General features: G+C 58.1%; 8 protein-coding genes. 4 read left to right on the forward strand and 4 right to left on the reverse strand.

Translation table 11 applies throughout. The annotated features are described in order from the left end of the window. Positions 1-2,553, reverse strand: a 2,553-nt coding sequence (locus WA354_RS05660) for an autotransporter outer membrane beta-barrel domain-containing protein (protein WP_472812037.1), incomplete at its 3' end; no start/stop codon positions are given. Positions 2,554-2,693: 140 nt separating this feature from the next. Continuing rightward, a complete protein-coding gene (locus tag WA354_RS05665; RefSeq protein WP_472812038.1) occupies positions 2,694-3,041 on the reverse strand; it encodes a hypothetical protein in 348 nt (115 codons plus the stop codon). 476 nt (positions 3,042-3,517) lie between these two features. Here WA354_RS05665 and WA354_RS05670 point away from each other — a divergent pair, with 476 nt between their 5' ends. Beyond that, positions 3,518-4,459 (forward strand): isoaspartyl peptidase/L-asparaginase family protein, encoded by a 942-nt coding sequence (locus WA354_RS05670; protein ID WP_472812039.1) that lies wholly within the window; start codon positions 3,518-3,520, stop codon positions 4,457-4,459. A gap of 19 nt (positions 4,460-4,478) precedes the next feature. On the opposite strand, the gene WA354_RS05675 is transcribed toward WA354_RS05670, so the two are convergent. Beyond that, positions 4,479-5,288: a GNAT family N-acetyltransferase gene (locus WA354_RS05675; RefSeq protein ID WP_472812040.1), complete on the reverse strand. Its 810-nt coding sequence runs from the start codon at positions 5,286-5,288 to the stop codon at positions 4,479-4,481. Between the two features lie 88 nt (positions 5,289-5,376). Here WA354_RS05675 and WA354_RS05680 point away from each other — a divergent pair, with 88 nt between their 5' ends. Further along, a complete protein-coding gene (locus WA354_RS05680) occupies positions 5,377-5,961 on the forward strand; it encodes a Maf family protein (protein ID WP_472812041.1) in 585 nt (194 codons plus the stop codon). A 123-nt stretch (positions 5,962-6,084) separates the two neighbouring features. On the opposite strand, the gene WA354_RS05685 is transcribed toward WA354_RS05680, so the two are convergent. Beyond that, positions 6,085-8,439, reverse strand: a complete 2,355-nt coding sequence (locus tag WA354_RS05685; RefSeq protein WP_472812042.1) for a glycoside hydrolase family 31 protein — start codon at positions 8,437-8,439, stop codon at positions 6,085-6,087. A 331-nt stretch (positions 8,440-8,770) separates the two neighbouring features. Here WA354_RS05685 and WA354_RS05690 point away from each other — a divergent pair, with 331 nt between their 5' ends. Then, positions 8,771-10,639 (forward strand): DUF3857 domain-containing protein, encoded by a 1,869-nt coding sequence (locus WA354_RS05690; RefSeq protein ID WP_472812043.1) that lies wholly within the window; start codon positions 8,771-8,773, stop codon positions 10,637-10,639. 2 nt (positions 10,640-10,641) lie between these two features. After that, the gene (locus WA354_RS05695; protein WP_472812044.1) at positions 10,642-12,633 is read left to right on the forward strand and encodes a DUF3857 domain-containing transglutaminase family protein; all 1,992 of its coding nucleotides are present in this window, start codon (positions 10,642-10,644) and stop codon (positions 12,631-12,633) included. Positions 12,634-12,641 lie beyond the last annotated feature (8 nt).

The following is a 12,641-nucleotide window of genomic DNA, read 5'->3' on the forward strand; positions in this document are numbered from 1 at the left end:
GGCCACCGCCGCTCCGTTGCTGTTGTAGTAGGCGATCTGGCCCGTCGAGCCACTGTTCACCGTTCCGCTGCCGCTGCCTGAGCCGCACGCCGATCCAGTATTGGTTATGTATCCCGATGCGTCGATCTGCAGGCAGCTATGGCCGCTCGATGCTGAGAGCCCCGGAAACTTGATCGAAGTATTTCCTGAAAAACTGGCATAGAGATTGCTGCTGTTGCCGCCGTAAATATTGAACGCAGATCCCGCCCCAGCCTCGTAATTCACGCGCACCACCCCCGACGCATTGGCGGCGTTGATATATGTATCGCCGCTGTTGGTGCTCTGATAGGCCTTGATGCTATCGAGCCCGCCGGTTGCTGAATTCAGCGCCCAGTTATTGCTCGCGTCTTTCACCATGTACCACTGGCTGTTGCCGTTCCAATCCTTGTAAGTGAAAGAACCTTTCTGACTGGCGGTGAGGCCTGGCCAGAGATAGTAGTCAACCTCGGCGTCGGCATTGTTGCGCACCGTCATGGTCCCGGTGGATTGCGTCGTGCTACCCACCTGCAGCGTGCCATTGAATTGCGCATTACCAGTATTGCTGACAGTGGCTACGGTGCTTTCGCTCGCACCGCCGGAACCGAAAACCACGCCGCCGGTGCCCGCGTTGTTTGAGCCATTCAACACCACTGCGCCGGTACCTGCGGAATTGATCACGGTCTGGTTGTTCGTGCTTGCCTGGCCATTGTTGTATTGGCCGATTGAAAAGCGATACACACCGTTCAACTCATCGAGCACCTGGTAGAACTGCTCGCCCCCGATAGCGTCGCTGAGGCCCATCGTCCAGCGATAGCCAAAGTCAGTCTGGTAGCGATTGAGCAAGCCGCGTTCATTGCCGTTGCCGATACCGAGGCGCAAGTGGTTGGTCAGCGTGGCGTCCTGCTGGCTGCCGTACCAGTCGCCGTTAAGCGAGTTGAAACTTCGATGGAATGTATCAAGGAAGCTGTTGCGCGTACCGTTATCCGTAAGCTTGCCGGTGAACATCGTTCCGCCGGTCATCCAGCTGTTGTAAGAGCTGCCGGCATCGGCCACCACTTGATAGGTCGAGTTCTCATTGCGCAAGCCGACGATGGTGTTGTTCTGCGCGTTGGCGCCCAGATGGACCGCAGTATTGCAGTTCTCCACGTCGCCGCCGGTGAATGTATTGCCGTCTCCCAGTTGAAGATTCACGCCATATGTCCCGCTGACGGGATTGCCGTTCGCAGTCGGGCAGTCGATGTGCAAGCGCACAAAAGTGCTGGCATTAAGCCAGTCGGTGGCGGCAGAATTGGTTACCTGGTGTCCGATGCCGTTGATCGCCGTCTGAAATCCGCTGATGTGGTTGTCATAGAAAGTTCCGCCCGTGTAGTTGCCCGTGCCGTCAAGCGTTATTCCCGTTTGATTTGCGTTGCCGAGCAGGTACAAGCTCTCAAGGTCCATCTCCTGCGTGCGATACGCCGCGAGCGCCTGCGCGCTGCTGCTGCTCGCAGCGGTGGTGTTGATGACAACATCGTCGAGATGAAATCCGTTGGTGTCGGCGGCGTACGTGTGATCGCCCACTTGTATAGCGGCAGCCGATCCCGAATACAGCAGCACAGTGCCGCCCTGGCTGCCACTGGCGTTGCTGGCGCCGCGCAGAGCACACCCACGCAGCGACACGTTTCGCGTGCCTGCAGTGACAATGATCTGGCTGGGGGTGGAGATCGTTGCGCAAGGCAGCATCAGTGCTGTGTTCGCCGTGGTGATGGTAAGGTTAGCGCCCATCGCCAGATTGCCGCTGAAGTTGCGCGCGTCGCAGGTTCCTCCGTAGGTGCTGCTGATCTTTGACAAGCACGCCTGAAGCTTGGCGCCAAAATCTGCGCCAGGGAATTGGTCAACCTGGAAGGCGGCTCCAAGCTGTTGCGCGGTCAGGGGGCCGTTGACTACTCCGCCCGATAGAGGGACGGCCTGTGCGAGCGCCCCGTCCACGTAATGCTTGTCCGCGGCCTGCAACGATTGCGTGGGATCGCCGGTGAGATATAACGGACCTGTGAGCTGACCGCCTGTCGACGTCAAATTGCCTTGGGCCACCGACTGAATTGCCTGGTCAACGTATGCCTTGCTCACAGCTTGCACGGCCTGCGCAGCGGGCATCACCTGCGAGCGTACCTGGGCGATACTGGCCTGCGCCGCTTCGGGAATCACCCAGTACTCAGTGCTGGTGGTGCCGTCACTCATGTGATAAATCGCCGTATAGTAAAGGCCGGCCGGCGATGAGCCCAGGGTGGGCGCCAGATTCACACTTACAAATCCATCTGCGCCGATACTGGTCGTGATCTTTCCCGCCGCGACCGTCTGGTTGGATGCGGTAGTGAACGCGGGCCAGCTCAATTGCAGTGTGCCCGATCCCGGAGAGCCGTTCGCCAGGTACACCGTCCCCTGCACCGTCGTGGTGCTGATGGTCTGCGCAAGGGCCACAACAGCCATCGCCACAAAAGCGAGGCACACTCCTAGTGCTTGGGCGGCGCGAAGGTACTGATTTTGAATGAGGCTCATGCGTGATTCTTCCTTTTTGCGATGCTGCAACACGGGCCATGGCCGCCAGCTTTGCGCAGTCACAAACTGTCGCGCGACTGAGGACCATGACCCGCCTCGAGGTTATCGTTGATGAGAAATGGTACCGATGGGTCGACGAATTATGAATTGTTGCCGACCTCGTCGCCCTCGTTGTTCTTTCCTTCGGGCGCGTCGCCTTCCCATTCCGGCGAGTTCGCCCATTCCGTGGCCATACTGCGGATTTTGCGTGCGCCTTCGCCTTCGCCTGCCGCTTCGGCAAACTGCGCCAGGCTGTACAGGAACTTGGCGCTGAGCATCTGGCCCTTCTTGCAATTCGATGAGAGCGCTTCGACGATCGGTTTGCAATCGCGGCTAACAATCTTGTCGGCCGCCTCCCGCATCTTCTCTGCGCCTCGTTTGCGCTTGGGCTTTGGAACATTCGTCGCTTTCTTCTTCATCGCGACAAGCTTAGGTTTTGCTGCGTTCATCTGTCCGGCTTTCCCAGACAACCTTCCATTTTTGAAGCCTTCAAACCGCAGAGAGGATGAGCAAACTCGATGTCGGCTCACCCCGCTGGCAAATTGGACGCAATGCAGCGGCTCTCGTCTTTGTTTGCGACGAGGCCTCCTGCTCGATTGCGTCGATTGTGCGCTTGTTCAGCTTCCTCGCTGCGGCGTGTTCTCCGCGGAAGGAGTCCGAAAGAATTAGAGAGCCTCAGCGGCTCTTCGTGCATGATTGCGATTGATGCTTAAAGCTTAGCGGAATGGCGCTTAATTACCTGCAAACTCCAGTGGAACTTTTTGCGCAATGGATTCATTAGCTTAGCGCCTTGCGGACCAGCGGACGCCCTTGACTGAATGCGTTGCGATTAGGGAGATGTTGGATTCTGCGGACCCGCGACCGACCGCATTCGTGATCAGGGTTCGATCGGCTACCATTACCCGTGATGATGCGGAAACCAATCATGCTGGTTCACGGCGGGGCCTGGGCCATTCCTGATGATGCTGCCCAGGCACATCTGTCCGGCGTACACAACGCTCTCGAAGCGGGATACAAGTTCCTGACCCGCGGCGGCTCTGCGCTTGATGCCGTTGAGGCTGCCGTTACCGTGATGGAAGACGACCCCACCTTCGACGCGGGGCGGGGCAGCTTTCTTACCTCCAATGGCCGTGTGCAGCTTGACGCATTGCTGATGGATGGCGGCCGTATGAAGGCCGGCGGCGTAGCCTGCGTGGAGCGTCTGCGCAATCCCATACAAGCGGCTCGGTTGGTGCTGGAGCGGAGCCCGCACGTCTACTTCGTCGGCACCGGCGCGGAGGAGTTCGCCCTCTCGCACGGCATGGCGCTGATAGACAATTCGGAACTGGTGCTCGATCGCGAACGCGAACGCTTGAGGAGTGCGCAGGAGCGCCAGGCTGCAGGACTGGCCGACGCCACGTTCTCAGGGCTCGAAGACGACAAAGGACCGGAGACGGCACTACCGCGCGTGATCGACTTTTCGCACGATACCGTTGGCGCGGTGGCACTGGACTCGCATGGAAATCTCGCCGCCGGAACATCGACCGGCGGAACACTGAACAAGACACCGGGCCGCGTCGGGGACTCGTCGCTGATCGGTTGTGGCTGCTATGCCGACAACATGTCAGCCGCAGTATCGCTCACGGGCTGGGGAGAACCCATCATGAAGCTCGTGCTCGGCAAGTGGGCCACTGATCGCGTTGCCGCCGGCAGCGCTCCAGAATTCTCCGCGCGCGAAGCGATCACCTATCTCCACAACCGCCTCGGCGGCCACGGTGGCATTATCCTGCTCGGCCCCGACGGCCGCTTCGGCATGGCCCATAACACGCCAGCCATGGCTTGGGGGCTCGCGACGGAGAATGGGTTGGCGACCGGGCTGAAGCTCTAGGAAGTAGGAAAGCTGTGCCCTAAACTCGCACCAGCTTACACTTCAGCCGCGTATACGCCACACGAAACCCCTTTCGCTCCGCATTGCGTTGCGAATTGCTGCCCGCTTCCGCCACCATCATGGCAAGGTCGCATCCTTGCTCGGCGGCATAGCGCATGCGCTCGTTCAGCAGCGCCGCCTGCAATCCGCGCCGACGTAACTCAGGCACGGTGGCCGCTCCGCCGAACAGCGCGACTCCTTCATGCACAATCAGCGCTCCCGCTGCTCCGGGCGCTCCATCAACCTCGGCCAGGAAGCACGGGCTGCCTTCCCGTGCAACCAGCATCACCCCCGTTGCTCTGACGAAGCCCTCAAACTCCGGATGCTCGTGCGTCCAGCCCCTCGCATTGATATCGCTCCAGAGTTGCGCCTCATCGAGTCCAACAATACGAACATTGATGTTGGCTGCATGCGCCTCTGTCGGCGGCTCAACTGCGCGATACAGCACGCTGCTGACCTCAAACGGTCGATACCCGCGCGCGCACAGCAGGTCCAGCATCGCCGCACCTGCAAACGGACAAACCTCGTGCATCACCTCAGCGCCGCGATCGAGAAAAAAACGTTCGATCTCATCCAGCGCGGCTGGCGTCAATTTCTCAAACAGTCCGAGCCCGAAGGTCTGCGTCGTCGGCGCATCGATGCCATCAAAGACGACAGTCGCACCGGCGCACATCATCCACTCCGACGTGCTCTCGGGATAGATCCGCTTGCGCGCAACTGCGAACTGCGCACAGGCGAAAGCCTCCGCGCCCTCCAACCGCCTCGCCAAATCGAGATTCGCAAAGAACATCGCGCTCCTGATCCTACACGGCATACGCTGTAAAAGCTTCCTTCATTCCGCTACGGGCGCCGCGTCGCGCTACCCTAGAGAAGCCGATATGCGCCGACTCATTCTCGCCTCCGCCTCACCGCGTCGCCGCGAACTGCTCACCCAGGCCGGCTATATATTCGAAGTGCGGCCCGCGCACGTGAACGAGGACCTCCGGCCGGACGAAGACCCAATTGCGTACGTCGTCCGCCTCGCGCGCGACAAGGCGCAGGCGGTCTTTGCGGAGATTTCGTCCGAGAGTCCAGCCCCACCGCAGGTGGTTGTGATTGGTGCCGACACCACCGTCACGATCGACGGTCACATCCTGGCCAAGCCCGAAGACACCGCCGATGCAGCGCGCATGTTACGGCTGCTATCCGGCCGAACCCATCGCGTCATCACTGGGGTCGCGCTGGCCACGGCGAAGGGCGTCGAAGTTGCCGCCGAAGTTACTGGCGTGCAGTTCCAGACGTTGAGCGATGAAGAAATCGCTGCCTATGTCGCCACTGGAGAGCCCATGGACAAAGCCGGTGCCTACGGCATCCAGGGCCTCGCCGCAAAGTGGATTCCCCGCATCGAAGGTTGCTATTTCAACGTCGTCGGCCTGCCCCTGGCGCTGGTGTCGGCGATGCTTGAGCAAGCTACCAGCTACTAGCTTCTAGCCTCTAGCTCATTCCTGCGCTTAGCCATCTGGTCGTCTCTCCCTGCGCGAGCCTGGAATGCGAAATGCCCGCAAGGCCGGAACTAGAAGCCAGGAGCTAGAGGCTAGAAGCCTGTCTCACGGCTTCACCACCACCCGATCACCCTTGTAAGTCACCGCGTGCGCCTGTGCTGTGCCGTCGCTGATGCCGACTCCTTTTCCCTCGCCGACCACAACCACGTTGAAAGTGTGCGTTCCGAGCATCCCCGGGAAGCTCCCCTCGCGTGCACCAAAGGTCAGTGTTTTTGCCGCATCGTCCCAATGCAACGAAATGGTTGCGTGTTGCCCCTTGGTGTAGTCGTAGTTATCGTTTTCGTCCTCATACAATGTGAAATCGCCATCTGCACCGGGATAGACACGAACTTCGATCGGGTCGGCTGGCTTCTCGGTTGACCACTCCATCGTCGGGCCCATGGGGACGATCGAACCCGCGCGTACGTACAGAGGCAGTTTTGCCAGCGGCGCATCGGCTTCGATCCGTTTGCCGCCGTCTATCTTCGCGCCTGTCCAGAAGTCATACCAGGTCGCTTTGGGCAGAAACACCGTTCTGCTGGTTGCACCTTGTGTCGTCACTGGGCTCACCAGAATAGCCGGCCCAAACAGGTACTCGTCGCCCGTATTCTGCGCCTCCACGTCATTGCGCCAGTCCATTACCAGAGGCCGCATCAGCGTGTCGTGTTTGCTCGTTACCTGCCAGGCCTCCGAGTAGATATAGGGCAGGAATCGATAACGCAGGTTGTCATAATCGACCAGAATTTTCTGCGCATCCGGCCCATACGACCACAGTTCGTTCTCGTCCGGATAGCGTGTCCCGTGCACGCGGAAGATCGGCGAGAATGTGCCGAACTGGAACCAGCGCACAAATAGCTCGCGGAATTTCGGATCATTCAAATTGCCGCCGGAAATGAAACCGCCGATGTCCGTCGTCCAGTAGGGCATGCCGGAGATGGAGTAATTCAACCCCGCCGGAATCTGCCTTGCAAATGTTACCCAGTCGCTGAGCACGTCGCCCGACCAGGCAGTCACGCCCAGCCGCTGCGTCCCTGAATAGGCCGAGCGCGACAGGATGAATACTCGCTTCTTGTCCGACGCCTGCTGCTGGCCCTCGGAGACACCTTCCGTGTGAAAGAGCGGATAGACATTCGCGTAACGTGCGCCCGAACCGATGTGCAGCTTGTGGTCAACGAGGATGTTGTCTTCGCGTCCCTCGGTCTCCGGCTCATCCGTGTCGATCCACCAGGCATCCACTCCTTTTTGAAAAAGCGCGGTATTGATATTCGTCCAATACTTTGCGCGCGCATCCGGATTCGTCGGGTCGTAGAGAGCCTGTCCTACGGGATGAAAACCACCCGTCAGTGTCTTTGCGATGAACCAGCCGTTCTTGTCGAACTCGTCATAGACACTGGTGCCCGGCCTGAAAAAGGGCCATACCGAGACCATCAGGTGGAAGTGTTCGTCGTGCAATTTGTTAATCATGCCTTGTGGGTCGGGGTACTTGGAGTTCCACTTCATTTCGCCCATCGTCACCCACCAGAACCAGTCCTGCACGATGTTGTCCACCGGAATGTGCAGCGCGCGATACTTCGCCGCCACGCCTTCAATCTCCGCCTGCGACTGGTACTTGTTCTTGCATTGCCAGAAGCCATAAGCCCAGCGCCCGAAGAGCGGCACCTCCCCCGTCAACTCTCGATAGTTGCCGATGATCTGGTCAGGTTCAGGGCCGTAGATGAAGTAGTAATCGATTCGGTCAGCCACTTCCGCGCTGATATATACCGAGTGGACAAACCTGTTATTCACCCTGCTGCGCGAAGGATTGTTCCAGAAGATACCGTAACCGTTTGTCGAAACGAGCAGCGGAATCGCGATCTGGGTGTTCTCCTGCGACAGGTCGATGGTCTCGCCGCGATAGTTCCATACACCGGCCTGGTGCTGTCCCAGACCGTAGAGCCCTTCATGTGATCCATAGATCGGGAAGAACACCTCAGCGTGAAAGGTCTTTTCGCCATTCACCTCTACCGGTTTCAGCGAGCGATAGGCTTCGGTGGTAAGTTGCTTGCCGTCAGCGCCCACGTAGTGCAGCGCCCCTGTCTCACGTTCCACGACGGCCTTCAGCTTTTGCGTCGTCAGCGTGATGGACTTATCGTTTGCCGTGATATCGAATGAAACAGCCGGCCAGTCCTGCTTGACGACGACGTGATCGGACGGGCGGGCGTCATGATTGCCATCAAGTGGCGAGTACGTCACGTGCAGCATATCCGGCGCATTCACCGCAAGCCTAAGCACCCCATTTTTCTGACGGATCTCGACGCCGTTCGCCTGCTTTTCAAAGCTCACCACAGGATTCGGCGGATTCCATTGTGCTACGGCTGCAAGCGGCGCCCAAACCACGGCGCAAATCACGAGAAATGCCCCTGCCCATCGACGAGCGTCCATGAATACGTTTCCTCTTATGTGCGGTTTTGCAAACGCATCAAGTGTAACGCCCAGATCCGTCTCAGCATCACCGGGCAGAGTGTTGCAGTACCGTCGCCAGGGGAATTGCACATTTCGGCTGCCGGGTGGGGTTTGGAATAACCCAAATGGGGCAACAGGAGCCACGCCTGAAAGGTGGGGAACTGCGGTACACTTCCAGTCAATTCCTTTTCAAGGGACAAATCTCATGCGGTCGAGAGTCGCCGTTCTCTGTTCGCTTTTCTGCGTAAGTTTCGCATTTCCTGCCATTCTCCGCGCTCAGTTCCAGGCGCCAACTAAAGAAGAGTTGGAGATGACCTCCGACCCCAAAGTGCCTGGCGCCGATGCCGTGTATCTCTATCGCGAAGAGAAGACCGACGACAATCTCCACTACCACAGCCTTCTCGTGTGCATCAAGGTGCTGACCGAGAAGGGCAAAGAGCTGGCGACGGTGCGCATACCGTACGAGCGCCGCAGCTTCAAGGTGACTGACATCCAGGGACGCACTATTCACAATGATGGAACGGTTATCCAACTGACCGCTAAGCCTTCCGATCTGACAGACGTCAAGACCAAAAACCTTCAGATCAACTCCATGGTCTTTACGTTGCCGAGCGTCGAAGTGGGCAGCATCCTGGAGTATCGGCTGCAAATCCGTTACGAGGACGACACGGTTTCGTCGCCGACCTGGGATATCCAGCAAGAGCATTTCGTCCACAAGGCGCACTACGTGTTTGAGCCCTCAAAGGACCTCGCTTACATCACGAACTCGCGTGGCGATATGGCCAACAACCTGATGTATGCCTTGATCGCGGGCGATGGCGTAAAGATGAAGCACGATGTAACTGGCCGCTACAACCTCGACGTTGAAGACGTTCCACCCATTCCGAACGACGATTGGATGCCGCCCCTGAATACGATCAAATGGCGCGCGCAGTTCTACTACAGCGCGTATATGAGCGGTGCCGAATTCTGGCAGAAGGAGAGCAAGCGCTGGGCCAAGGAAACCGATCGATTTGCTGATCCCAGTAAGACGCTGAAAGATGCAGTAGCAAAGATTGTGAGCCCCACAGACACCGACGAACAGAAGGCGCGCAAACTTTATGACGAGGTCATGAAGCTGGATAACACTGATTTCACGCGCGAAAAATCCAGCGCCGAACTCAAGAACGAGAAGTTGAAGCAAATCCACAATGCCGAAGATGTGTGGACGCAAAAGAGCGGCACTTCCGACGATCTCACTCTTCTTTTCGTTGCTATGGCCCGAGCTGCGGGATTGCACGTGAACCCCATGCAGGTCGTCAATCGCGACCGGGCAGTTTTCGATCAAAGCTACCTCTCGCTCAGCCAGCTCGACGACTACATCGTAGTGATGCCCTTGAATGGCAAGGACATCTATCTCGATCCGGGTCAAAAAATGTGTCCTTTCGGACTCCTCCACTGGAAGCATACCTTCGCGTCAGGTCTTCGCCTCACCGATAGCGGACCGGCCCTGGGTAATACACCCGGGGGCGTGTACACAGCATCGGGGGTCCAGCGCATTGCGGACCTCAACATCGATGATGCCGGTGGCGTGAAGGGAACCGCGCGCTTTGTTTTGACGGGCCAGGAAGCGCTTCATTGGCGTCAGCTCGCGATTCGGAACGATGAAAGCGAAGTGAAGAAGCAGTTCAACGAATCTATTCGCGCCAACATGCCCGACGGAGTGCAAGCTGATCTCAATCACTTCCTCGGGTTGCCTGACTACGGTTCAAACCTCGTCGCCGTCGTTAATATTTCCGGAAACATGGGAACCGCGACAGGGAAGCGCTTCTTCCTGCCTGGCCTGTTTTTCGAAGCTCACGCAAGCCATCCATTTGTGGCCCAGGACAAACGCACGATGCTGATCGATGTCCATTATCCGAAGCACGATCTGGACGAGGTCACCTATCATCTGCCTGCGGAGTTTACCGTGGATACACCACCGCAGCCCGCGAATATCTCATGGCCTGCGCACGCGGTATTCAAGGTCGATTCCAAGGTAAGCAGTAACAATGTCGTTGTGAGCCGCGTCGCCGCATTCAACTTTTCTGTTCTTCCCTCCACCGACTACGGTGACCTTCACGACTTCTATCAGAAAGTTGCAACCGCAGATCAGCAGCAACTCGTGCTGACGCGAGCACAAGTCGCCAAAGGAAACTAAGCATGGGAATCCGGCTTGGGATACCTATTGGTTCGCAGCGTGTCCTGGTTGCGCTGGTCTTCTCGGCTGCTGCTATCCCAAGTTCGGCCGGGATCTTCACCAAGAATCAGCCGGTGCCCGACTGGGCCATCGAAGCGAACAAGACTCATACGCCCGACTATGCCAAAGATGCCCCATCGGTCCTTCTTTATGAAGAGTTCGTCGAAACAGTGGACGCCAATGGCAGGGCGGTCGAACGGCATCGCAAGGTTTTGCGCATACTCAAGCCTCAGGGGCGCAAACAGGTCTGCGATGTCAGCTATGACGTGGACGAGAAAATCAACTATTTCCGCGCCTGGACCATCGGTGCCGATGAACACCAGTACATGGCACAGGACACCGACTTCGCCGAGGTAGGCGACACCAGCATTCCCATCATGCTTTCGACTGAAAAAATGCGTGTTGGCATCCCTCCCGCAATCGATGTCGGAGCAACTCTGGTCTGCGAATCTGAAGAGCTTTTGAAGCCGTACTTTCGCGAGAAGCTTTGGGAAATTCAGGACAGCGCTCCCATCGTCTTCCAAGCGCTGGAGGTTGATTTGCCTCCCGGTCGTGCGCATTCGCAGTCCTGGCACGACTTCAAGGCAGTCCCCGCGGTTGAGGTTGCCCCCAATCACTGGCGATGGGAACTGAGGGACATGCCCGCGCTTGATCTTCGCGACATTCCGTCGCGGCCGGAGTGGGTGGCTCTGGCAGCCCGCATGAGCGTGCAGTGGGGAGATGCTGCGGTTGCCGGAACTGACCAGGAATGGCGCGCCATCGGAGAATGGTTTACTTCGCTGGAAGCCGATCGGCCGATAACCACCCCTGAGATCACAGCCTACGTGCAGACGCTGATCGCTGGTGCGCCTGACTTTTATACTCGACTGGACCGCATTACCGACGCAGTTCAAAAGAACATTCGCTATTTCGTCGTGATGCGCGGAATAGGCGGCCATCAAGCTAACCACGCGGGCGATATCTTCCGCAACCGCTACGGCGATTGCAAAGACAAGACAACCCTGCTGATTACCATGCTGCACGTGGCAGGTATCGATGCCTTCTATGTACCCGTTGACGACAGACGCGGATTCGTAGACCCCAACGACCCTTCAATGTTTGGCGACCACATGATCACAGCGATCGAGATCCCAGCGGATGTGAACGACCCTCGCCTGATGGCCATCGTTAAGGGGAACGACGGAAAGCGATACCTCATTTTTGATCCTACCGACGAGCGCACTCCGGTCGGTAATCTGCGATCTGATCTGCAGGGCAGCTACGGAACTCTCGCTGCCGGGCCCGCAAGCCAGGTTATCGAGCTGCCCGTCCTTCCACCCGAGGCGAATGGCAACGCCCGCAAGGGAGACTTTAAGCTTGCGGCCGACGGCACTCTTACCGGGCAGGTGGATGTGGTGCACTCCGGTCCCGAAGGCGCCGAAGTTCGCCTCGCTCTTAAGGGCTCCGACGAGGAGGAACGCCGTGAATCGCTGGAGACAGCCATCGCGCACGATGTGCCGGGAGTGGTGCTCGACTCTTTTCAATATCTTCAGCCAACCGAACTCGACAAGCCGCTCGAAGTACATTACAAACTGACAGCTTCGCAATACGCGCACCAGGCAGGCACGTTGCTGCTGGTGCGTCCGCGCGTGGTGGGCTCGCACGCCATCCCGTTCAACGACAAACCGCGCACCGTTCCGATCAATCTGAATGCAACGGGGCATTGGCACGACAGCTTTGATATCACCCTTCCACCTGGGTACGCCGTCGATGAAACACCAGACCCGGTGAATCTGGATCTCGACTTCGCAAGCTATCACTCCAACATCACGGCGAAAGGCGACCAGCTCCATTACGAGCGTGAATTTGTCGTACGCCAGGTCGAGCTCCCCGCAGCGCGCGCGGCTGATTTCCGCAAGCTTGAAAGCACCATCCTGAAGGACGAAAAGGGAACCGCGGTTCTCAAAAAGCAATAAGCAAGTTT

It is taken from the genome of Occallatibacter sp., from assembly GCF_049802275.1.
Lineage (GTDB): Bacteria > Acidobacteriota > Terriglobia > Terriglobales > Acidobacteriaceae > Telmatobacter.

Coding starts and splice junctions, on each gene's coding strand:
- WA354_RS05665 (WP_472812038.1), bottom strand. CDS start 3,041: ATGAACGCAGCAAAACCTAAGCTTGTCGCGATGAAGAAGAAAGCGACG.
- WA354_RS05675 (WP_472812040.1), bottom strand. CDS start 5,288: ATGTTCTTTGCGAATCTCGATTTGGCGAGGCGGTTGGAGGGCGCGGAG.
- WA354_RS05680 (WP_472812041.1), top strand. CDS start 5,377: ATGCGCCGACTCATTCTCGCCTCCGCCTCACCGCGTCGCCGCGAACTG.
- WA354_RS05690 (WP_472812043.1), top strand. CDS start 8,771: ATGACCTCCGACCCCAAAGTGCCTGGCGCCGATGCCGTGTATCTCTAT.
- WA354_RS05670 (WP_472812039.1), top strand. CDS start 3,518: ATGCTGGTTCACGGCGGGGCCTGGGCCATTCCTGATGATGCTGCCCAG.
- WA354_RS05685 (WP_472812042.1), bottom strand. CDS start 8,439: ATGGACGCTCGTCGATGGGCAGGGGCATTTCTCGTGATTTGCGCCGTG.
- WA354_RS05695 (WP_472812044.1), top strand. CDS start 10,642: ATGGGAATCCGGCTTGGGATACCTATTGGTTCGCAGCGTGTCCTGGTT.